At 39.5% G+C, this 22,365-nt stretch carries 19 protein-coding genes; 2 read left to right on the plus strand and 17 right to left on the minus strand.

Annotation, left to right across the window (positions count from 1 at the left end; genetic code table 11):
* Positions 1-58: 58 nt before the first annotated feature.
* The 6 genes from LV92_RS01485 to LV92_RS01505 form a co-directional block, all read right to left on the minus strand.
* A complete protein-coding gene (locus tag LV92_RS01485) occupies positions 59-283 on the minus strand; it encodes a DUF2795 domain-containing protein (RefSeq protein ID WP_013994285.1) in 225 nt (74 codons plus the stop codon).
* Between the two features lie 137 nt (positions 284-420).
* Positions 421-996, minus strand: a complete 576-nt coding sequence (locus tag LV92_RS01490; protein WP_111621909.1) for a cob(I)yrinic acid a,c-diamide adenosyltransferase — start codon at positions 994-996, stop codon at positions 421-423.
* Positions 997-1,102: 106 nt separating this feature from the next.
* Positions 1,103-1,258, minus strand: coding sequence for a hypothetical protein (locus LV92_RS21705; RefSeq protein ID WP_170126264.1), 156 nt, complete (start codon positions 1,256-1,258; stop codon positions 1,103-1,105).
* 45 nt (positions 1,259-1,303) lie between these two features.
* On the minus strand, positions 1,304-1,810 hold the full coding sequence (locus LV92_RS01495; protein WP_111621910.1) for a hypothetical protein: 507 nt from the start codon (positions 1,808-1,810) through the stop codon (positions 1,304-1,306).
* A gap of 21 nt (positions 1,811-1,831) precedes the next feature.
* On the minus strand, positions 1,832-3,712 hold the full coding sequence (locus tag LV92_RS01500; protein ID WP_111621911.1) for an ABC-F family ATP-binding cassette domain-containing protein: 1,881 nt from the start codon (positions 3,710-3,712) through the stop codon (positions 1,832-1,834).
* A gap of 8 nt (positions 3,713-3,720) precedes the next feature.
* Entirely contained in the window at positions 3,721-4,905 is a 1,185-nt protein-coding gene (locus LV92_RS01505; protein WP_111621912.1) for a lipoprotein N-acyltransferase Lnb domain-containing protein, read from the minus strand.
* Positions 4,906-5,103: 198 nt separating this feature from the next.
* On the opposite strand from LV92_RS01505, the gene LV92_RS01510 reads away from it, so the two are divergent.
* Positions 5,104-5,865, plus strand: a complete 762-nt coding sequence (locus LV92_RS01510; protein WP_111622317.1) for a CDP-alcohol phosphatidyltransferase family protein — start codon at positions 5,104-5,106, stop codon at positions 5,863-5,865.
* A gap of 124 nt (positions 5,866-5,989) precedes the next feature.
* Here LV92_RS01510 and lptB read toward each other — a convergent pair whose 3' ends face one another.
* The 4 genes from lptB to LV92_RS01530 all read right to left on the minus strand — a co-directional run bounded on the left by lptB (position 5,990) and on the right by LV92_RS01530 (position 8,936).
* Positions 5,990-6,730 carry an LPS export ABC transporter ATP-binding protein gene (gene lptB, locus LV92_RS01515; RefSeq protein ID WP_111621913.1) on the minus strand — a complete coding sequence of 247 codons (741 nt, stop codon included), beginning with the start codon at positions 6,728-6,730 and terminating at the stop codon, positions 5,990-5,992.
* Between the two features lie 64 nt (positions 6,731-6,794).
* Complete coding sequence (locus tag LV92_RS01520) at positions 6,795-7,145, minus strand: carboxymuconolactone decarboxylase family protein (RefSeq protein ID WP_111621914.1); 351 nt, start codon at positions 7,143-7,145, stop codon at positions 6,795-6,797.
* Entirely contained in the window at positions 7,129-7,971 is an 843-nt protein-coding gene (gene tatC, locus LV92_RS01525) for a twin-arginine translocase subunit TatC (protein ID WP_111621915.1), read from the minus strand. Before tatC ends, LV92_RS01520 begins: the two co-directional genes overlap by 17 nt.
* On the minus strand, positions 7,971-8,936 hold the full coding sequence (locus tag LV92_RS01530) for a KpsF/GutQ family sugar-phosphate isomerase (protein WP_111621916.1): 966 nt from the start codon (positions 8,934-8,936) through the stop codon (positions 7,971-7,973). Before LV92_RS01530 ends, tatC begins: the two co-directional genes overlap by 1 nt.
* 212 nt (positions 8,937-9,148) lie before the next feature.
* Between LV92_RS01530 and recQ the strand changes: the two genes are divergently transcribed.
* The gene (recQ, locus tag LV92_RS01535; protein ID WP_111621917.1) at positions 9,149-11,350 is read left to right on the plus strand and encodes a DNA helicase RecQ; all 2,202 of its coding nucleotides are present in this window, start codon (positions 9,149-9,151) and stop codon (positions 11,348-11,350) included.
* A 113-nt stretch (positions 11,351-11,463) separates the two neighbouring features.
* On the opposite strand, the gene LV92_RS01540 is transcribed toward recQ, so the two are convergent.
* The 7 genes from LV92_RS01540 to LV92_RS01570 form a co-directional block, all read right to left on the minus strand.
* Entirely contained in the window at positions 11,464-12,522 is a 1,059-nt protein-coding gene (locus tag LV92_RS01540) for a S66 peptidase family protein (RefSeq protein ID WP_111621918.1), read from the minus strand.
* Positions 12,523-12,616: 94 nt separating this feature from the next.
* Positions 12,617-13,954 carry a carboxypeptidase-like regulatory domain-containing protein gene (locus LV92_RS01545; protein ID WP_111621919.1) on the minus strand — a complete coding sequence of 446 codons (1,338 nt, stop codon included), beginning with the start codon at positions 13,952-13,954 and terminating at the stop codon, positions 12,617-12,619.
* Positions 13,955-14,396: 442 nt separating this feature from the next.
* A complete protein-coding gene (locus tag LV92_RS01550) occupies positions 14,397-15,926 on the minus strand; it encodes a carbon-nitrogen hydrolase family protein (protein WP_111622318.1) in 1,530 nt (509 codons plus the stop codon).
* A 43-nt stretch (positions 15,927-15,969) separates the two neighbouring features.
* On the minus strand, positions 15,970-16,704 hold the full coding sequence (rluF, locus tag LV92_RS01555) for a 23S rRNA pseudouridine(2604) synthase RluF (RefSeq protein ID WP_111621920.1): 735 nt from the start codon (positions 16,702-16,704) through the stop codon (positions 15,970-15,972).
* A gap of 130 nt (positions 16,705-16,834) precedes the next feature.
* A complete protein-coding gene (locus LV92_RS01560) occupies positions 16,835-18,934 on the minus strand; it encodes a beta-N-acetylhexosaminidase (RefSeq protein WP_111621921.1) in 2,100 nt (699 codons plus the stop codon).
* A 156-nt stretch (positions 18,935-19,090) separates the two neighbouring features.
* A complete protein-coding gene (locus LV92_RS01565) occupies positions 19,091-19,543 on the minus strand; it encodes a DUF1569 domain-containing protein (RefSeq protein WP_111621922.1) in 453 nt (150 codons plus the stop codon).
* 230 nt (positions 19,544-19,773) lie between these two features.
* Complete coding sequence (locus tag LV92_RS01570) at positions 19,774-22,230, minus strand: M14 family zinc carboxypeptidase (protein ID WP_111621923.1); 2,457 nt, start codon at positions 22,228-22,230, stop codon at positions 19,774-19,776.
* Positions 22,231-22,365 lie beyond the last annotated feature (135 nt).

Here is a 22,365-nt window from a genome sequence, read left to right on the forward strand (position 1 = left end):
AAATTACGTAAAAAAAAAGCCTCATATGAGACTTTTTTGTTGTAATTCCGTTAATATTTTAATACTCGTCCTCGTTCCAAAGATAGTCTTCTTCCGTGGGGTAGTCTGGCCAAATCTCTTCGATTGATTCATAAATCTCCCCTCCTTCTTCCTCCATGGACTGTAGGTTTTCTACAACCTCCAAAGGTGCACCGGTTCTAATTGAGTAATCTATCAATTCGTCTTTTGTTGCGGGCCAGGGCGCATCACTTAGGTAGGATGCTAATTCTAATGTCCAATACATCGTAATTGTTTATTTTTTAATATTTTGCAAAAGTAATTTTTAAACTGAAACGGCCAAGTTTTTTTGCATAAAATTCATCTAATTATATTCTAATTTTATCGCTTTAATAATTTGATAACGAAGAATTAACGAATTTATTAGTCCCGCTTCTCCGGAATCCACTTAATTTCCTCGGCTTGTACATCAAAGGACAATTTTCGTGCCAATACAAAGAGAAAATCGGAAAGTCGGTTTATATAGGATAATAAAATAGGGTCTACAGGCTCAAAATCGTTCAATTGGGAGACCAGACGCTCGGCCCTACGGCAAATAGTCCTTGTAATATGACAATATGACACTGTTGTATGCCCTCCCGGCAATATAAAATGGGTCATGGGGGGCAGGTGCTGTTCCATTAGATCTATTTCCGTCTCTAAAAAGTTTAGATCCCCGGTACCAATTTTAGGAATATTTAATCGGTCTTTTCCACTTTTTAGTCTTTCTTTCTCCGGGTCAATGGCCAACAAGGCTCCTACGGTAAATAATTTCTCTTGAATTCTTATCAACACTTGCTTGGTGGAATCCTCCATTGGCTGATCCCGTATCAATCCGATCCAGGAATTGAGTTCGTCCAAAGTACCATAACTTTCTATACGGATGTGATGCTTGGGTACCCGGGTACCGCCAAAAAGACCTGTTGTGCCATCATCGCCTGTCTTGGTATATATTTTCATTCCGGTAAATGTATATTTATTTAGGTACTAATTAGTTTTTTGGATAATAGGGGAGTGTAGGAGTAGTGTATAGCAGGGTTTGTCCAATAACAATTCTTATGTTGTTCTATACTTGGTCTTTAGACTTGTTTCTATCCTCCCTCTTGTAATCTTCCATGAATTTTCTGGATTTTCTGTCTCTAGATTTTCTTTTGGTAAACCCTTGGGCAACAAAGAAAATAACTCCTAGAACGGCAAGCACTATGTAAATGATGTAGTCCATCGGTCATATTTTTTCAATTTCCTTATCTCCATTAAAAATACGGGTTTATATCCGAATCTTAAAATGCTCCTTGACTTGTTCCTTTCTGAAAAATACCAGTCCGCAGTAAAATAGGTCCAAGGTTACCTTTATCTGATTCAATTCTTTTATGCTTTCCCATAATTTATGAGTGTCCTTAGTTTGGTATATTTCATTTACGAAAACAATGGCATCGTTGGAAATGCTATCATTGTTAATAATAAATTCATTAATGGTTTCTGTATCCAACTTGTCAATAAAAATTAATTCGTTGGAGGTATTGGTGAAGGATACCCCTTTTAGGTATTTTAATATTTCTTTTTCCAAAGCAATATTGGCGGGGACCAATTGTATCTGGTCAAGTTCAAAATAGGCTATTGTTTTTAATAGGATATTGTGGGACTTCGATGTTGTAAAATGAGGGGCAGCATAAAGACATTTGGTTATAAATCCGTAAACAAACGGGGAGTGTACCCCGTGCTGATTGTTGGATGACAGCCGGAACTTTATAAATGCGAATAGCCTATTTAACATGTCAACTATATTGTACAGGATTTATTCGTCCATGGACATGGAAAGTTCGAACCAGCGCTCCGTTTTTTCTTCAATTGCATCTGTAATCACCTTGAGCTCAATGGATAATTTGGAAATATCTTCACCGGTAAGCGTACTGTCCGTGAATTTATTCTGGATTTCCACTTTTTGGGATTCCAGTTTTTTGATTTCCTTTTCCAATTGTTGGTACTCCTTTTGTTCCGAAAACGAAAGCTTTTTTCCCGTTTCTTCCTCTTTCCAAGTGTTCTTGGTATTTTTTACTTCGTTGGCTTTTTCTTTAGAAGCCTTGTTTTCCTGTATGTTACTGTCCTCATAAGTTCTGAAATCAGAATAGTTGCCCGGGAAGTCCTCAATTTCTGCATTTCCCCTAAAAACAAAGAGGTGGTCCACAATCTTGTCCATAAAATAACGGTCGTGGGAAACTACCAAAAGACAGCCCGGGAAGTCGAGTAGAAAACTTTCCAATACGTTTAGCGTAACAATGTCCAGATCGTTGGTAGGTTCATCCAGGATCAAAAAGTTCGGATTTTGTATTAATACGGTGCACAGGTATAGGCGTTTGCGTTCCCCTCCACTTAATTTTTCTACAAAATCATATTGCTTTTTACGGTCGAACAGAAAACGTTCCAACAATTGTTGGGCAGAAATTTGTTTTCCCTTCATTAACGGAATATAATCCCCGAAATCGCGGATAACGTCGATTACTTTCTGACCTTCCTTTATCGTAATCCCCTTTTGGGTATAATAGCCAAACTTAATGGTTTCGCCTATGATTACCTTGCCACTGTCCGGTTGTACGGTGCCACTTAGTATATTTAAAAAGGTAGATTTTCCTGTACCATTTTTTCCTATTATCCCGATACGTTCTCCCTTCAGGAAATTATATTCAAATTTATCCAAAATGGGCTTGTTGGGGAAGGATTTGGATATTTTATGGAGTTCCACAATTTTACTGCCCATACGTTCCATATTAATTTCCAGCTGCACCTCGTGCTCCTTTCTGCGTTGGCTTGCCTTTTCCTTTATGGTATGAAAATCGTCGATCCTGGATTTCGATTTAGTGGTTCGGGCTTTGGGCTGCCTGCGCATCCAATCCAATTCTTTCTTGAACAGAATTTTTGATTTGTGCTGTTCCACTACCTCCTGTTCTATACGGGCTTCTTTCTTTTCCAAATAATAGGAATAATTGCCCCTGTAGGAATACAGCTGCCCATTGTCCAGTTCAATAATTTCGTTGCATACCCTTTCCAGAAAGTAACGATCATGGGTAACCATAAAGAGGGTCATGTTTTCTTTGGCGAAATACTGTTCCAGCCACTCGATCATTTCCAGGTCCAAATGGTTGGTAGGTTCATCCAATATAAGTAAGTCCGGCCTGTTAATAAGGGCGTTGGCCAAGGCCAAACGTTTCTTTTGTCCTCCGGAAAGTAGATCTACCTTTACATCCAGATCTTCCAGTTTTAATTTGAACAGGATTTGCTTGTATTGGGTTTCAAAATCCCAGGCATCATAGCGTTCCATTGCTTCAAAGGCCTTTTGATAGGCATCTGCATCTTCTGGATCCAGAAGTGCATGTTCGTAATTTTGAATAACTTTTAAAACCTCATTGTCCGACGCAAAGATGGTTTCCTCCACCGTTAATTTGGGATCAAGTTCCGGTTCTTGTTCCAAAAAGGAAATTCGAATGCCCTTACGGCTGTTTATCTGGCCGCTGTCCGAGGCATCCTTGCCGGATAGTATGTTTAAGATGGAAGTCTTTCCACTACCGTTTTTGGCAATCAACGCAATCTTTTGGTCCTTGTTAATACCAAAGGAAATGTTTGAAAAAAGTGATAACTCGCCAAATGATTTGGATATGTTTTCTACAGTAAGTAGGTTCATCTAAGATGTTATTTTAAACTGATGTGTTGTTGGAAAAACTTCCATAAAAAAAGATATCTAACGCCAAGCATAATCCAAAGGGGTATGGCCAAGGGAGAGAAAACCTGTACTTTAAATATTGCCAATACCACGGTTAAACTTAATAGTCCCAGCAGAAACAATAAATATTTGGGCAGCCAATTGGGGGCATCCTTCTTTTTAACGATGACAAAGCCAACAATTAAATTCAACGGAAATACCCAAAGGATATTAAAGTTATTGGCGGTAGCCGTATGGTCGGTAAAAAACCAAAGGAAAATCAGTAGCACCCCGGCCAGCCCTGTAGTAAAAAACAGTACGGAATCTATGACCCTGCTCCTGACATGATTCTTAAAGTCGATATAGGTGATGGTCAAAACAAACAATGACATTGCCAATATCCAAAATAGGGGGGAGGCCAGAAAGTATCCCTTTTCGTCCTTTTTTACGGTTGTTAAAATTGATCTGTCCCTAATTACTAAATCGTGTTCGGACAAGGTGGTATTGTCCAATTGTTCCATAACATATATGGGCAAGAACATATGCTCCTTAACCGTTGCTGTTCTGTCTATTACTGACCCCAGGGCCAAATCTATTCCGAAGCTGGACCAAGAATTGGTAATTAGGTTTTGGTGTATAAGCTGCCTGAAGGTGTAGTTTTTTTCCAAATGTCCTTCGTTAAAATGAAGATTTTCACCAAGGGCCTCTTGAAGCACATCCCCAATTTTAGTAGCGCAATTGTTAAAAAAGAAATCGTATTTATAATCCCTGTTTTCTGGGCGATAATTATTTTCCAAAAATTGGAACAATTTATTCTTTTCTGTAGGGGTAAGCTTCAGGAGTTGTTCTTTTACCCATCTATTTTCCATTTCATAGGCATACAGGAAATTGGGCATATTTTGCTTGCTCAAGGAATAGAATAATTTGCCCATGGCAAACTCCACATAGAACATGGGCGGGTCAAAATTAAAAGTCCCGTAGTTATATACCCAGTCTATTCCCTGGGTGGGATCTTGGATTCTAAAAGCGCTATGTCCAAATGTGGTATACAGGTCGCTGCCTGAGCCGCAGGTTAAAACGCTTATTTGGGATTCGGGAGATAATTCCCTTACCTGTGCGGTGCCGTTGAACATCAGGCCCAAAAAAAATGTTATAAAAAGAATCCTTATGCTCATATACTATTGGGAGCCACTATTTTTTGAAATTACCAACGCAAATATCGAATAATTTATAGGATTTAAGATGGATAGTCCAAGCTATTATAAAAAACAGGATATATTTTAACAGCATTTTTTAATAAATGGTATTTTTACATCATGGTACCTAAGTTGCAATGTGCAAATGTAGGTGACCAACCAAATAAAACAAGACCTATGAAGCGCCATATTCCCAATATTATAACTTTGTTAAATGTTTTTTGTGGTTGTGTAGCCACCGTTTTTGCAGTTTTGAACAAGTTGGAGGTAGCTGCTTTTTTTGTCTTTTTGGGTATTTTTTTCGATTTTTTTGACGGATTGGCCGCTAGGGCCTTGAACGTGAAAAGTGAGTTGGGGCTGCAATTGGATTCCCTCGCCGATGTAATTACAAGTGGTTTGGTACCTGGTATAGTAATGTTTCAACTATTGAATATGTCCTATAGCGGTGGATGGAACATAGGTCTTCAACCAGAAACGCCGGATACTATGCATTGGGCAGCCTTCGACATTCCGTTGATTCCTTTTTTTGGATTTTTAATTACTCTGGCCTCAGCATATCGATTGGCAAAATTTAATCTTGATGAAAATCAGGTATCCTCCTTTATAGGACTCCCAACCCCTGCCAATGCTTTGCTGATACTTTCTTTTCCCTTAATATTACTATATCACAACAATGATTTTTTAAATACCATAATCTTGAATAAATGGTTCTTGATTGGGACAACGCTATTGAGTTCGTATCTGTTAAATGCCCGTATTGGTCTATTTGCCCTGAAGTTTAAAAATTGGAGTTTTCGGGATAATGCCCTACGCTATATTTTTATAACGGTAAGTTTTGTATTGATCCTCACCATGAAATTTATGGCTATTCCGGGAATCATAGCTTTTTATATTATAAGTTCTCTGGTGAATAACTTAAAAGTTGCAAAATCAGATTGATTACTTATAAAAATTGACTTCGTACAGGTTGGGCCCATTGAATAAATAATGGACTATAAAAATGTATTGACTTTGGAAGGGTGAATGCTTTGAACAATTATCGATTGGGAGGGAGTGGATATAATTAAAAATCCAATTTTTTTCTACGAAGTTCAAAATTCTGTCCCAAATACACCTTGCGGACCATTTCATCGGCTGCCAAGTCTTCAGGAATCCCAGATTTAAGGATACCACCCTCGAACATAAGATAGGAACGCTCTGTAATTGCCAAAGTTTCCTGTACGTTGTGGTCTGTAATTAGAATGCCAATATTCTTATTTTTTAGTTGGGCCACAATTCTCTGAATGTCCTCAACGGCCACTGGGTCTACTCCAGCGAAGGGTTCGTCCAATAAGATAAATTTTGGGTCCGTTGCCAAGGCCCTTGCAATCTCGGTCCGTCTTCTTTCCCCACCTGATAAAAGATCTCCACGGTTTTTACGTATGTGTCCCAGGCCAAATTCTTCTATGAGCGATTCCATTTTCATCAGTTGCTCCTTCTTGCTCAATTTGGTCAATTGAAGAACGCTCAGAATATTTTTTTCAATGCTCAATTTTCTAAATACAGAGGCTTCCTGAGCCAAATATCCAATACCATTTTGCGCTCTTTTGTACATGGGAAACTGCGTAATTTCCATTTTATCAAGATAAATATTACCTCCATTGGGTTTTATCAACCCTACTATCATATAGAACGATGTTGTTTTTCCGGCACCATTGGGACCCAATAAACCAACAATCTCGCCTTGGTTGACCTCCAACGAAATTCCTTTAACTACTTGTCGTCCCCTGTAGGACTTCATAATGTTATCTGCTCTTAGCTTCATAGTGCCTTTCTATTCCTCCAAAACTAAGCCTTATATTAGTTTAGGAAAAGATATTGTAGTTTTTTTAACCTTCTTGTTTTTCCAATTCCTCCCAATATTCATAAGCCCTTCTCAAGTGGGGGACTACTATGGTGCCGCCGACAAGGGTGGCTATGCCTAAAGTTTCCATAACTTCTTCCTTGCTGACGCCTTCATTATAGGAGCTTTCCAGATGGTATTTTACGCAATCGTCGCAACGCAGTACAGCCGAAGCAACCAATCCCAATAACTCTTTGGTCTTTACGTCCAGAGCACCGGCGGCGTAAGCATTGGTGTCCAAGTTGAAGATTCTTTTTATGATCTTGTTGTTGTCCGCTAAGAGCTTTTCGTTCATTTTGGAACGATAGGCGTTGAACTCCTTAACTTGATTTGACATTTTTCTTCTGATTTTTTTTGGCTTCTCTTTTAAGAACCACTTTGGAAATGTAAATACTTATTTGGTACAGGATTAAAATGGGGACCGCCACAATTATCTGACTGGCTACATCCGGAGGAGTAATTACTGCGGATATAATAAGTACCACAACCAGTGCTATTTTTCTGTATTTACGGAGTATTTCCGGGGTAACCAATCCTATTTTGGTCAAGAAATAAATGATAATGGGTAATTCGAATATTAAACCACAGGCTATTACAGCCGCCCTTACCGTAGAGATATAGGAAATCAAATCTATTTCCCTTACCACGGAATCACTTATGGAGTAGCCTCCCAAAAAGTTAATGGAAAGAGGAGCTACAACGTAGTATCCGAACAATACCCCCATAAAGAAAAGGGAGGAAGCAATAAAGATAAATCCCCTTGCGTTCTGACGCTCGTTGTCGTATAGGCCGGGAGCAATAAATTTCCACATTTCATAAAGCACATAGGGGAATCCGATAATAAAACCTGCCCAAATGGAAGTCCAGATATGTGCAGAGAATTGTTCCGACATTTGCCTACTCTGCACCGTAAATTCCGGTTCCGTATTGCAAAATGCTTCACTAAAACCCAATAACTTGGAGAAGTCGCAAAAAACACCGTAGGTTGGGAAATCTGGCATCATCGGCCCAAAAATGACCGTATCAAAAATAAACCCCTTCATTAAAAAAGCTACTCCTCCTATAATAACTACGGCTAAGGTTGATCTTATTAAATGCCATCTTAGTTCTTCCAAATGGTCCAGAAAGGACATTTCATTTGGGGTTTTAATCGTTTTTGCCATTACAGTATGCCTTCTTTAATTAAATTGTGTAAATGTACTATTCCTTTGTAATTCTCTCCATCAACAACCAATATTTGTGATATTTTATTGGCTTGCATTATTTCCAATGCCTTTACGGCAAGGACATCGGAAGCTATTGTCTTAGGTGTAACGCTCATGATATCTTTGGCGGTTAAACCATAAATATTGTCATATTTGTTGAGCATCCGCCTTATGTCGCCATCTGTTATTATCCCAACAATTTTTTGGTCTTCCAATACGGCCGCGGCCCCCAACATTTTTTCGGAGATCTCTATGATCACAGATTTTACGTCACTATTGGTGCGGACCTGGGGGATCTGATTATTACTGGCAATATCGCCTACCCTTAAATATAATTTCTTTCCAAGCGCACCTCCTGGGTGGTACTTTGCAAAATCCTTACTGCTGAATCCTTTGAGTTCCAATAGACAAATGGCTAGGGCATCCCCTATGACCAATTGAGCAGTTGTACTGGTTGTGGGTGCAAGATTGTTGGGGCAGGCCTCTTTTTCAACATAGGTATTTAAAATAAAGTCTGCCTGTGCCGCCAAAAAGGAATCGAGGTTCCCTGTCATTCCTATTAATTTGTTCTTGCCCCGTTTTATTAAGGGCACCAGCATCTTAATTTCGGCAGTATTTCCGCTTTTGGATATGCAGATAACCACATCATCTTTCTGTACGGTTCCTAGGTCACCGTGTATGGCGTCGGCAGCGTGCATAAATATGGAAGGGGTACCTGTGGAATTTAAGGTGGCAACAATTTTGGAAGCGATTAGGGCACTTTTCCCAATTCCGGAAATTATGACCCTCCCCTTGGAATGTCTGATGCATTCCACGGCATTGGAAAAATCTTCGTTCAAGAGAGTCGCTAAAAAGGATATTGCCTCGGCCTCATTGTCAATGGTTTTCTTTGCTATGGCCAATATAGCTTTGGTGTCGCTCAAAGTAAATTAAAATTATGTGATGATTTTCCTAAAAGAAAGTCTTATCTTTATTCTACAAAATTACATAAACTTAAGTTTATAGAATATTTTAAATTAGAACAAATTTATTTCAAATAAATACCTCTTTAAGACACAAAAATTCCTTAACTTAAGGAATTTCATTTTTGGCGTTGGCGTCAATATATAATATTAATAATGGTGAAGTATACGGTATGGGTATAAATGAGATTGATTTACATGCCTCTCTAAAAAAGTATTTTGGATTCTCCCAATTCAAAGGTTTACAGGAAAATGTTGTTAAGAATATTGTACAAGGTAAAAATACCTTTGTAATAATGCCCACGGGAGGTGGAAAATCCCTTTGTTATCAATTGCCAGCATTGATGCAGGAAGGTACGGCAATTGTGGTATCACCATTGATCGCCCTAATGAAAAATCAAGTAGATGCAATAAGGGACGTGTCCAGTGAGATAGGGGTGGCCCATGTGTTGAACTCTTCATTGACAAAAACAGAGATCAAGCAGGTAAAAAGTGATGTAAGCAGTGGGGTAACCAAACTTTTGTATGTTGCTCCGGAATCTTTGACCAAGGAGGAATATGTTGATTTTTTGCAAGGGGAAACCATATCCTTTGTGGCGGTGGATGAGGCCCACTGTATTTCGGAATGGGGACACGATTTTAGGCCGGAATACCGCAATCTTAAATCTATTGTTGGTAGGTTGGGGGATAACATTCCGTTAATTGCCCTAACTGCTACGGCGACCCCCAAGGTACAGGAAGATATTATTAAAAATTTAGGAATAACTGATGCCAAGGTGTTCAAGGCAAGTTTTAATAGACCAAATCTTTATTACGAAGTAAGGCCTAAAACTCAAAATGTTGATAGTGATATCATTCGTTTTATAAAACAAAATTTGGGCAAGTCGGGCATTATTTATTGCCTTAGCAGGAAACGAGTAGAGGAGCTTGCCCAGGTATTGCAGGTAAACGGAGTTAGTGCGGTACCTTACCATGCGGGATTGGATGGTAAAACTAGGTCCAGGCACCAGGATATGTTCCTTATGGAGGATGTAGATGTTGTAGTTGCTACCATTGCATTTGGGATGGGAATCGACAAACCGGACGTCCGTTTTGTAATTCATCACGATATTCCCAAGAGCATAGAAAGCTATTATCAAGAGACTGGTAGGGCTGGTAGGGACGGGGGAGAGGGACATTGCCTTGCTTTCTACTCTTATAAGGATGTGGAAAAACTGGAAAAATTCATGTCCGGCAAACCCGTTGCTGAACAGGAGATTGGAAACGCCTTGCTACAGGAAATTGTGGGTTATGCCGAAACTTCAATGTCCCGAAGAAAATTTATACTTCATTATTTTGGAGAGGAATTCGACGAAATAAACGGCGACGGTGCCGATATGGATGACAATACCCGTAACCCCAAGGAAAAGCAAGAGGCCAAGGACGATGTGGTTAAGCTGATCAATGTAGTAATTGGGACTAGCGAGAAATTTAAGTCCAAAGAGGTTGTAAGGGCACTGACGGGAAAGGTCAACGCCTTGATATCTTCCCACAAAACTGACGAAAAGGATTTTTTTGGTATTGGAAAAGATAAAGATAAAGGCTATTGGATGGCCTTGATACGTCAAACCCTGGTAGCCGGACTGCTGAAAAAGGAGATTGAGCAGTATGGTATACTACATGTAACTCCTTCAGGAAAGGAATTTGTAAAGAATCCAACATCATTTATGATGACCATGGATCACGTCTACAATAAGGCGGCAGATGATGCTATTGTAAGTGCTGCCAAATCTGCTGGTGGAGTTGCCGATGGTAATCTTTTGAGAATTTTAAAGGATTTAAGAAAAAAAGAGGCCCATAAATTGGGTGTTCCGCCTTTTGTTGTGTTTCAAGATCCTTCTCTGGAGGATATGGCCCTTAAATATCCGATATCCTTGGATGAATTGGTCAATATCTATGGAGTTGGGGAAGGTAAGGCCAAAAAATACGGGAAGCCCTTTGTAGATCAGATTGCTGCCTATGTGGAGGATAACAACATTTTAAGGCCCGATGATCTGATCGTAAAAAGTACTGGTGCCAATTCTTCCCTTAAGCTTTATATCATTCAAAACGTAGATAGAAAATTGCCCTTGGATGATATCGCTTCTGCCAAGGGATTGGAACTTAACGAATTGATCAAGGAGATGGAACAAATTGTCTTTAGTGGTACCAAATTGAATATCGCCTATTGGATCGATGAGATTTTGGATGAAGAACAGCAGGAGGAAATCCATGATTACTTCTTGGAAGCCAATACGGACGATCTTGAAGTGGCCTTAAAGGAATTTGATGGAGAATATGAGGATGAAGAGCTTAGGTTATATAGATTGAAGTTTATAAGTGAGGTGGCCAACTAACCGATTAGTGCTTGGTTTCAACCAAAAAGCAGCCATACTTATGATGGCTGCATTATGATTTGAGGTATTTCTTTAAATAATATTTTCTAGTTTATAGGTTGTGCGGGGTTTATTTATCGGACCGCCTTTTCCAATATTTGCAGTGTCATTTTCTTGGTATCCAATTGGGCATTAATTCCTAAAGGGAGCGTAAAGTTGTTTTCTATATGGCCAAATGTCATACCGTAAACAGCGGGTATTCCCAAGGGTTTTATTCTGTCCAGTATCACTTCCTTAAGAGTAAACGATTTAGGGTCCGGAACACTGTCGCACCCTTTAAAAACCCCTAAAGCAATTCCTGCCGCTTTATTAAAAGTTGGGCCCTGCATCAATTGGGTCAGCATCCTGTCTATACGATAGGGGGCTTCTTCAATATCTTCAAGAAAGACTATGGCATCCGTAAAATCAATTTCATGGGGAGTTCCTATTAGGGCATTTACCAAAGTTAAACTACCTCCTACCAACTTTCCTGTTACAACTCCTGGGTTAATGCAATATCGATCATATTCAGGCTTGCTATATTCCTCTAGATCTGTTATTTCAACATTTTTTATAACAGGCGGTAATCCTGTGGATTTCATTACCACATTTTGCAGTTGCTCAATACTATAAGGGTCATTGATGGTGCTTCCTACGGGCCCGTGAAACGTGATTAGGCCAGTTTCCTGGTATATGCCATTTAATAGAGCCGTAATGTCACTAAAACCAATTAAAGCTTTTGGGTTTTTTCTAATAAGCTCATAATCTATCAAATGCATAATCCTGGTACATCCGTATCCACCACGTGCGCAAAGAATACCATCTACTTTTTTATTGGCAAACATTTCGTTCAGATCAGCAACCCTTTCCGAATCCGTATTGCTAAAATAGCCATGGTTACCGTGTATGCGATCTGTATGGTAGGGTATAAATCCCATTTTTTCCAATGTTTCTTTGGCTTCTATCAAAACCTCGGGTTTTATGGCATAACCAGGTGCAATAAGACCAATAGTATCACCTTTTTTTAATGCTCTTGGCTTTATGGTTGTAAGTGCCGATATTTTTTCGTTCGGATTGGCAAATATTGTTGATGGTATTAGGGCGGCCACCCCTGCCCCTAGGGCTGTTTTAAAGAACTGTCTCCTTTTTTTCATTAATCTTGTTTTCTAACATCTAAATATATAAAAAATCGCATAAAAAAAAGTCCGTCATGTTTATGACGGACTTGAATGTTAAAAAATAATAATTCTACATTCCCAAGGAGGAAGAGTCCTCTTTGGATTTGGACCTTCTTAATTGCCTTTGTATTTTCTTAATTGCAGATTCTATAGATTTTTCGGGTTCAATGATATTATACTCGCCCCAAAAATCCGGATCTGAAAATCCTATTGCCTCATCTTCCAAAATTATGGAAGATTTAATTCGATCTTTAAATTTGGGTGATTCTCCTGTGGTATTCTTCTCCCAGTCGGTAATGGCCATTTCGCAGGTCATACTATATACCGAATTGAAAAGTCGATCGTCCCAATTTATTTTGAATTCCAATAGGACATTGCTGTACCCATAATACCATTTTCCGTTCTTTTCCCTGTAATCCACACGGTAGGCAATATCCGTTGGCCAAACATTGGCATGGGCAGGCTTTTTGCGCACGAACATTTTGGCGGCCTTTTCCCGATCCGTAATGTTCAGGGAATAGATGGCGCTGGTCAGAATTTTTTTATCGGCATCTATATACAGCTTACCTTGGTACAAGGGGTCTATAATAGTTTCCTTTTGTTTGAAATTGATTACGAAGATGAGTTTGTCGTTAACTTTGGTGGAATTTTCAAAACTAAAGTTATAATCATCAAACGTTTCTTCCGTAAAGATATATTGTGGGTATTTGATCATGTCCACAAAGAGGGTATTAAAAGGCCCTCCTTGCAATTTAATGGCCAAGGTGTCCAGTTTATCATAATCGGTGCTCTTTCTTGCCTTATAAAGCTGTAATGCATCCCTCCGATCGGAATTGTAGGGAGATTTGTAAATATTGACTACTGCTTCTGACAAGGATACGTTTTTCCTTCTTTTTTTAATGGTTTCCCTATAAAAGGCTGTCATTAAGGTGGGGTCGTCAAAATAATTATCACCCCTTCGGAGCAATGTTTCCTTAACTAGTTCTTTTGCGTCTTTCGGAACGGCAAGGCTCACTTCGGACAATTCCGTAAAGCTTACCTCAAGAGCAATTTCATTTTTATTTTCCTGTAACTGGCTTAATGGGATTGTTCTGGTCTTATATCCTAAAAAGGAAACGATAACCTGTCCCTCGCTCATATCTTTGGGAACTTTCAAGGAAAAGTAACCCTCTGTATTACTGACAGTACTAATATTCGTATTTTCAATGGAAAGAGTGGCAAATACCAATGGATTATTGGTTTCGCTATCTATAATTCTACCTTGATATTGGTTAAATGAATTTTCTTGTTCCTGCATATCTTGGTACAGGAAGGCCGCCGAAACGGAGGGCGTTACCCCAAAGAACAACAAAATGGTTATTGCAGCTATAAGGGGGTTTTTTCTAAAAGGATTTTTTTTGAGTTTCATCTGTTTAAATTTTATTGTTCCAATCGCTCAGAGGTATTCGCAATAAATCTAAATAGTAGTTGGTGTAGGTAATTCAAGCTAAGCATTCAAAGCTTATATCAATGAACGATTGTCTTCCTAAGTTAGTGATTTTTAATGAAATACCCTATTAAAAATTTGTTTAATTTTTTGGAGGCCTAGGACGGTTAAGCCCCCGCTACTGGAGCCTTGTTTTCCGGTCGATAAATTAAGGTGGCTTGTTCTAAAGCCAGTGTAGCTGGGCAAACAGCAATGTGTACGGTTCGCAGCCCAACTGTTGTTGATACTTTAGGGAAACAGCAATTTCTAAGAGCTTTTGCCACAGTGATTCCCCTACAACGATTTTGGTCCTACCCAAGACATTGGTCCTTTATGAGGCAATGGCATCCGGTAAGGTTTAAAAAGTTTGCTATATTGGTTTAATTCAGTTCTTTCTGCGCACCTCAAAAATATCCGTTCTTCTATCCTTTAGGTTTCTAACGCTACCAAATTGGTTTAGTTCCCTCAGTAGATCTATATCCAGGTCAACGATCAGAATCATTTCGGTATTTGGTGTGGCTTCGGCCTTTATCCCATTGGCTGGAAAAGCAAAATCACAGGGGGTAAATACCATGGATTGGGCATATTGAATGTCCATATTATGTACCTTGGGCAAGTTGCCCACGCTTCCTGCAATAGCTACATAACATTCATTTTCAATGGCCCTGGCCTGTGAACAATTTCTGACCCTGGAAAAGCCATTTTGGGTATCGGTTAGGTAGGGAACAAATAGAATATCCATTCCTTCATCTGCCAATAACCTACTCAATTCCGGAAATTCGGAATCGTAGCAGATCAGGACACCTATCTTTCCGCAATCCGTGTCAAATACCTTTAGTTCGTTGCCTCCTTGCATGCCCCATACCTTTGCCTCGTCTGGAGTTACGTGGAGTTTTTCATATCGCTCCTTGGTACCATCTCTTTTACAGACGTAACCAACATTGTAAAGCCCTCCATCTATTATTTCTGGCATACTACCTGTAATAATATTGATGTTATAGGAAATTGCAAATTCAGAAAATCGTTGTACGATAGTGGCCGTGTGTTGGGCTAACTCTCTAATAGCAGCAGACTCTGATAAATGATTGTTCTCTGCCATTAAGGGAGCATTAAAGAATTCAGGAAACAGGGCAAAGTCTGAGCGATACCCGGAAACGGCATCTATAAAATACTCTGCTTGTTGAAGTACATCATCTAGATTTTTATAGGGTCGCATTTGCCATTGAATGAGCCCTACCCGTACTACCTTTTTTATGACGCTTGCCTTTATGTTCTTTTTTTCATAATAAATGTTGTCCCACTCCAAAAGCACGGCGTAATCGTCCGAAGCTGAGTCACCTTCCAAATAGTTTTTTAGAATTTTACTGGGATGGAAATCGTTGGAAATCTGAAAATTAAGTACGGGGTCGTTTATTTCCTTTTGCTTTACTTTTTCTATATACTCCTTGGGCGTGATACTATCCATGTATTTATGATAGTTGGGAATTCTGCCGCCAAAGGCAACCCCTCGCAAGTTTAAGCGTTCACAAAGGTCTTTTCTGTAGTCGTATAACCTTCTGCCCAAACGCATTCCCCTATATTCCGGTTTTATAAAAACATCGATACCATAAAGTACATCCCCATCCGGAGAATGGGTATTAAATGTATAATTGCCAGTAATCTGTTGGTAGGTGTGTTTGTCTTCAAATTTGCTATAATCCAAAATAATGGACAATGCACAGCCGGCTATATGGCCATTTACTTTTATAACTACTTGGCCCTCGGGAAATCTGTTTATCAGATTTTCTATTTGATGCTCCCGCCAGTAAGATTCGGGCATAGTGGTATAGGATTCAATCATAGCAGTTTTAAGCTCTTGATAGTCATCCACACCTAAGTACAATAACTCAATATTTTCTATTTCTTCCATCTTCATGGTCATACTATTAAAATTAAATTAGGGGGTAGTTGTTTTGTTATTACTTGTGATGGGTCTTTGTGGAATCGGAAATCATTTCATTGATTTCACTTAATTCCTTTTCGGATAAATATCGCCATTTTCCAACGGGAACGTCCAACTGAATATTCATGATCCTAATACGTTTTAAGGCGGTTACATTGTAGCCCAGATACTCGCACATTCGCCTTATCTGACGGTTAAGCCCCTGAGTTAGAATGATCCTGAATTGAAACTTATCTATTTGCTCAATTTCACATTTACGGGTTACCCTATCCAAGATGGGAACCCCATTGGCCATTTTTTCTAGGAAAGCCTTGGTAATGGGCCTATCAACGGTAACTATATATTCTTTCTGGTGTTTATTTCTGGCCCGTAAAATCTTATTTACAATATCTCCATCATTGGTCAATAGAATTAATCCTTCACTGGGTTTGTCCAACCTTCCAATTGGGAATATTCTGCTTGGGTAATTGATGAAGTCGATAATATTGTCCTTTTCCACCCTGGTGTCGGTTGTACAAACAATGCCAATAGGTTTGTTAAAGGCAATGTATACTGGCTTTTCTTGAGGTTCGGAAATAAGTTCTCCATCTACGCGTACCTCGTCGTCCAGGGTAATTTTGGTGCCCATTTCGGGAACTTTTCCGTTAATGGTTACCCTTCCCTGGTCAATAAGTTTGTCCGCGGCCCTTCGCGAACAATACCCCATTTCGCTTAAAAACTTGTTTATTCGGGTGGCTTCCTTCTCTTTCATACACGCTCCTTAAGTCCGATTTCCATATCGGATTTAGGGGGGAAATATACTTAATTAAACGCTCATTATTGTTAACATTGGCACAAGATATTTCACCCCTAATTCTTCTGTAATAAATTTTGGCAAATAATTATTTTTTTAGGGGATCTGCATTTTCCATATAAATTTCCTTTGCGAGTTCTTGGTTCAACTTTTTAAAGAACATCATTTCTGCATAGAATTGCCAATCAAAATTTATGGACTGATTGGCCAAATGTACATGATGGTCCTGATCTAAGATATAGTTATCCGGTTTGTTCAAAATACGCGTTTTACTGTAGACCATTTCCAATTCCTTTCTAAGGCTACCGAATTCTGACTCCAACTCCTTTAGTTTGGAAGCTGTAGCTATGATATCTTCCCTGCTATCCGCCATGTCGTAATCACGAAGAGCCAGTAGCATTTTTGGACTATAACCGGCCAATTTGTTTACCTGTTCATACACTTGTAGGTTGTGGTCGTTGCGCAGGGCAAGAGAACGGGCATTATCTATTTTCTGGGCTATACTATCGGTTTGGGATAAAGTTTGGGCAGCTGTCTTTAAACGCACTTCATTGGCCAAGCTCCATGCCCCTATATTGTCTTTGTCGGGAAAGTCAATAACGGCTTCTTCCAAGGGATCCGTCATCTTATGAAGAAAATTGCGCTGGTTCTTTTTAAGCAGTGCATTTTTCCAAAAGGCCACAGGGGATTCAAGTTCGGTAATAAAGGCCTTATTGTCATTGGCCATGGGGTATCCATATTCCCTTTGCCTATAGGCGCTCTTTATTTCCTCCTTACTTCGTTTGTCCCCTATCCAGGAATATTCGGCAAAGGCCAAAATACCTCTCATGTACAATTCAAAATGTGGTGAATCATCATCCCATAGGGTCAACAACAAACCATTGAGGCCACTTTCTATGGAGCTAACCGCAAAAGAACGGATGTTTTCCATATTGCTCTCTTCCTGCGGCATCAAAACCCATCTGGTTTGGCCTGCCGTGGCACCCATAACCTCCATCCCGTGGTCTGTAAACCATTGCATGGCCTTGATATTTCCAAATGCTTGTGGCGAACTATAGTTCCATCTCATATAGATACAATTCTTTGGGAAGATATCCAGAAACTCCAATAATTTGTGCTCGTTTTCCTTCCAGACCTGATCTACTTCTTCCTGTGTCATATCTTTTTTGAACATGGGGTCATAAACATCGGCCTGTTTTAAAGGCATATCATCCCAAAAAATTGGGGTCTTTCCATGTTCTTCTGCAAATTTGGCCACTTTGTCCAACCACAACAGCTGTAATTTCAAGGGCGATTCCTTGCTGCCCCGTCCAGTAGTGTGTACTTCGTCTCCCCCAACATGCAGGTATCTTCCGTAAGGAAAAGCCTCCATGGCGTCCAAATAAAGGTCAAATTGTACTTCATAAGTCTTGGGGTCTAGTGGATTAAAGGCCCAATCGCTTTCTCGGTTATCCCTGAGTTCCATATATTCCGGGTGTTTTAAAATAAACGAGGCATGGCCCAATCCTTGTACCAATGGACTTATTTCAATATGCCGCTCTTTGGCGTAATCGCTGATTTTTTTCCATTCCTCAATACTCAGGGCATCGGACGACGCAACTATGGGTTGACGTTTGAATTTTAATTTATCCTCAACTTCCAAAATAATACCGTTGATTTTGTAGCTGGCAAACTTATCCAGCAGGTCATAATAGTATTCTGTTTTTTCCAAATGATGTTTTACATCCAAGTGGACGGAGCGGTAGGCTAATAAAGGATAATCCTTTATTTGGCATACTGGAAGGTTTACCTTTTGGTCTTTGGCGTCCACCATCAATTGTTCCAAGGTTTTAAACGCATAAAACAGCCCGGCCTCGTCTTTACCTTTGATAAGGATCTGTTCCTCGGCAATGGTCAGGGTGTAACCTTCCGCCGGTACGTCTAAATTGGAATCTATTTCATACATTAAAGTTGTCTTCCCTTGATTTTTATCCAGCGCTAAAATATCCAAGTCAATTATAGGTAGTACTTCTCCGTTTTTTGCTTCTGCTTTCAGGGTTCCATCATGAGAAATTGAACTAACCCCGGTAACTTCAATTTCTTGAGGTTGGGGTAGTAATTTAAAGTCGCCCATCTTATTTTCTTTGGGGGAACAAGAGAATAGCAAAATGGAGATTGTCAATAGATAAATGCCTGTAATCTTTCTCATAAAATTTACAATTGGTAGTTAATTTCGGAACTAATTTGTTGATTAATTTGCAAAATTATTGAATAATATTTAAACATGGAATCTTTCTCTAAAATTGCCTCAAAGCCTTCTGGAATGTTCATTCACATGGGCTCCAAAGCTCTATTCCTTAATTTTCTATACCCCAAATTGTTCCAGATGATGGTTGAGATGTTTGTAAAACAAATTGTTCCATTCTGTTTTGGTCAAAGGACCAAAGGAATGTGATTCCTTATTGTGAAAATAAACCCCTCCAAGTTCTTGGGTTTTTATCAAGTGGTCTATCAATCGCTTCTTTTCCTTATCAAAATCCCTTTCGTCCACGATTAGGAAAGCTGGTGCAGTCCGGCTATTTTTTTTGTATGGTTTTTCATTTACCACTGCTTGTTTCACAAAAAGTTTAAGCATAAGTTTCATTGGTCCGTTGGGTTTGGGATGCTTTTCGGTATATACCATTTCATAGGAGACATTGCAGTGGGCCAACATCTGTGCTACATTCATTTTACCCCATAATCCTGTACTATTAGGGTTTAATTTGTTGATTCTCCCTATTAGCTCGTCTACTACTTTTTTCTCGAAAATGTTTTTCATGTTCCAATATTTTTAGTTGTTCCTGTTCCTTATTATGGTTGTTTGGTTTGCTTTTATATGAACGCTTGTTTGTCCACTTTAGATTAATATTGTTATATATGTAATATTAAGGTTTGTGTCATAGCAGGGTAGGCGTATACTGTATTCCCCCTTTAATTCGACCTAAACTTATTGGTTCCGAAATTATTTAGAACCTGCCAGGCCAACCGACCAAATTGGTTTCATATGAATTATTTTACCATAAACAGGGCATTGACGAAGAAGAGTTTGCCATTTTCCCAAAAACCCCTAAACAATGGGTTGTCTACCATATAAACAACCTGTCCCTTGCCCACTTCCTCCACACCGAATACCAATGTATTGGCAATTTTTTTCTTTGCTTCACTTCCTGCAAAACCCGCAATTGGTGAATTGGCATTTTCCAAATAGACTACGGTCCCCGTCTCTAAGTTTTCAAAGGCATCGTCGCTCAATTTAAGGGTAAAATAGTGATCTCCGTAGCCATAGGCCAGGGGGTGTGTTTGGTCAACTTTGGTTCTGAAAATGGCTCCTGTAATCGCATTTTTAATATCTTCCCGTTCCGCCTCTTCATAAGGGAGTATGTTTTCTGTACTGTCTTTCTTTATTTCCTTTTCTTTTATAGCAAATCCATGTTCCCCATTTATACCCTTTATGGCACCTTCCATGGCGATCAACTTTCCTCCATTTTTGACAAATTCCTTCAGCTCTTTCAGTTTATTTTCATTAAAGAACTTGCTATACCACCCGTTGGGGAGTATAAGGACATCGTATTCTGACAAGTTCACTTCATCATAATATTCGGTATCCAAAATTGTTAGTGGGTAGCGAAGTTGTTGTTCAAAAAAGTGCCAAATTTCTCCAAATTCAAGGGTACTTGTAGGTTCACCCGATAGCATTGCTATTTTGGTGTCAGTAACCACAGGTACATAGCTGGAGCCAAAGTCGTTTCCTTTTTCAACAAATCCTGTATTGGTCGGAGTTAATATGGTTTTATTGTCATACGCAACCCGGCTCAAGGTCTCCACAAAGTTTTTATGGTTTTTATTGTCCCCTTTGGTGATGATCAAGCTACCGCGGTCAAATTTTTTACCTTCCGCCCAAAAAGGATTTTTTGCAAAACGCACCCTGATATTTTCTTTTACCAATCCTGCCAAAAAACGCGCATCCTTCATGCTGGACCAGTCACTTATATAGGCATAGGTGTCCTGGTTAATGTTGGCCCCCTTGGGCGGAAGAACTTCCCAATCTCCAGAGGGGTCGGATTCCACTAACGTCTGGGAGGCAATTGTCTCCAATCCGTAGGCGTATGGTAAAGACCATGCCGTTATATCATAGGTCAGCGAATCGCTTAGCTTTGTGTTGGGTTCCATAAGAACTTGCGCCAAAGTGCCTTTGGCTTGGTTAGTAGAAACTACCAAACTGGAAGGGGTGGTTTTTGAGGACCCTAATTTTCCCGTGCCATAAAGATGGCCTTTGGCAGTACCTTCCTTGGCCCAACCGTATTTAATCTCATGGGACCTAAGAAGTGCCGCAATGGCATCAATTTTGTCTGGATCCCCGTTCATTACATAACTTTTGTATTTGAAATTTTTGTTCTGATAAAACTTCTTGAATTCCCTATTTAATTTTTCTGTGTTTTTGGAAGCTACTTCCACGGTAGACAACCCAGTTGTAAGATGATGGGCAATGCGGTCGTTCAGGGTAAGGGTGTCCCCTATAAAAGTTCTTACTCCCAGTCCGGCACGCCCACTACCACCTTGCTCGTAGGTCATTCCAATACCTCCATTATATGTTGGGTAAGTGTCACCATAGCTGGGATATAAAAGGTCAAAAACTTCTTTGGTAAAATAAAACCAACCATTGGCATCAAAATATTTGGCGTGGTTCTTCCCAATCGTAATCTGAAAATCGCGCTGAAAATCGGTTACCACTTCATGAAAGGGTTCTGCGGCCGGGGCAAAATAATAAGGGTTGTTTACACCCTGTTCATGGAAATCAACATGTACATGGGGCAACCATTGGTTAAAAACTTTTATGCGCTGCTGACTCTCTATTTGGGTAAGCCATGCCCAATCCCGATTTAGGTCGAACATATAGTGATTGGATCGTCCGTTAAGCCAACCCTCATGGTGTTCCTTGCTGTTCGGGTCTATATTGTTCGGAGTGTTCTTGAATTGGTTGTACCAGTTGACATATCTATCGCGACCATCCGGATTAATACACGGATCCATGATTACTACCGTGTTTTCCAAGTAAGCAGATTTGCTGGTCAACAGTTCATAAATGGTCTGCATGGAGGCTTCTGTACTTACGCTTTCGTTTCCATGAACATTATAACTTAACCAGACTATAGCCTTTGTGGGCGATCCCTGGCCAATAGTATTCTTCAGATGCTCCAATCTAATGGACTCCAAGGCAAGAATGTTTTCCGGGGCGGAAACATAGGCCACGAGAAGGGGCCTGCGTTCATTGGTTTTTCCATATTCTACCAATTTAACCCGATCTGAAGCATTTGCGGCCAGATATTTATAGTAGTCGACCACTTGATGGTGTCGTGTAAATTCAGATCCCAATTCATATCCTAAAAATTCGGAGGGAGATAGTAATGTTTGGGAAATTCCCAAGGCAGAAGAAAGAAGAAAAAAGGCTAGTAGAAGTTTTTTCATTTAAATCCATTGATTTGCTAAGAATCAAATCTAAGGAATATTCGTGATATTAATTGTCTTCTAAAAGTACTTGTAGCTTTTAGGATTGAGTAAGTTGCCCATCAAAAAGATTTAAAAAAGCGAATATTAAACTTC

The organism is Arenibacter echinorum, from assembly GCF_003259375.1.
GTDB lineage: Bacteria > Bacteroidota > Bacteroidia > Flavobacteriales > Flavobacteriaceae > Arenibacter > Arenibacter echinorum.

Bases quoted from the DNA above. Each gene is read 5' to 3' on its own strand.
- LV92_RS01485 (WP_013994285.1), bottom strand. From the start codon at position 283: ATGTATTGGACATTAGAATTAGCATCCTACCTAAGTGATGCGCCCTGG.
- LV92_RS01490 (WP_111621909.1), bottom strand. From the start codon at position 996: ATGAAAATATATACCAAGACAGGCGATGATGGCACAACAGGTCTTTTT.
- LV92_RS21705 (WP_170126264.1), bottom strand. From the start codon at position 1,258: ATGGACTACATCATTTACATAGTGCTTGCCGTTCTAGGAGTTATTTTC.
- LV92_RS01495 (WP_111621910.1), bottom strand. From the start codon at position 1,810: ATGTTAAATAGGCTATTCGCATTTATAAAGTTCCGGCTGTCATCCAAC.
- LV92_RS01500 (WP_111621911.1), bottom strand. From the start codon at position 3,712: ATGAACCTACTTACTGTAGAAAACATATCCAAATCATTTGGCGAGTTA.
- LV92_RS01505 (WP_111621912.1), bottom strand. From the start codon at position 4,905: ATGAGCATAAGGATTCTTTTTATAACATTTTTTTTGGGCCTGATGTTC.
- LV92_RS01510 (WP_111622317.1), top strand. From the start codon at position 5,104: ATGAAGCGCCATATTCCCAATATTATAACTTTGTTAAATGTTTTTTGT.
- lptB (WP_111621913.1), bottom strand. From the start codon at position 6,730: ATGAAGCTAAGAGCAGATAACATTATGAAGTCCTACAGGGGACGACAA.
- LV92_RS01520 (WP_111621914.1), bottom strand. From the start codon at position 7,145: ATGTCAAATCAAGTTAAGGAGTTCAACGCCTATCGTTCCAAAATGAAC.
- tatC (WP_111621915.1), bottom strand. From the start codon at position 7,971: ATGGCAAAAACGATTAAAACCCCAAATGAAATGTCCTTTCTGGACCAT.
- recQ (WP_111621917.1), top strand. From the start codon at position 9,149: ATGGGTATAAATGAGATTGATTTACATGCCTCTCTAAAAAAGTATTTT.
- LV92_RS01540 (WP_111621918.1), bottom strand. From the start codon at position 12,522: ATGAAAAAAAGGAGACAGTTCTTTAAAACAGCCCTAGGGGCAGGGGTG.
- LV92_RS01545 (WP_111621919.1), bottom strand. From the start codon at position 13,954: ATGAAACTCAAAAAAAATCCTTTTAGAAAAAACCCCCTTATAGCTGCA.
- LV92_RS01550 (WP_111622318.1), bottom strand. From the start codon at position 15,926: ATGAAGATGGAAGAAATAGAAAATATTGAGTTATTGTACTTAGGTGTG.
- rluF (WP_111621920.1), bottom strand. From the start codon at position 16,704: ATGAAAGAGAAGGAAGCCACCCGAATAAACAAGTTTTTAAGCGAAATG.
- LV92_RS01560 (WP_111621921.1), bottom strand. From the start codon at position 18,934: ATGAGAAAGATTACAGGCATTTATCTATTGACAATCTCCATTTTGCTA.
- LV92_RS01565 (WP_111621922.1), bottom strand. From the start codon at position 19,543: ATGAAAAACATTTTCGAGAAAAAAGTAGTAGACGAGCTAATAGGGAGA.
- LV92_RS01570 (WP_111621923.1), bottom strand. From the start codon at position 22,230: ATGAAAAAACTTCTACTAGCCTTTTTTCTTCTTTCTTCTGCCTTGGGA.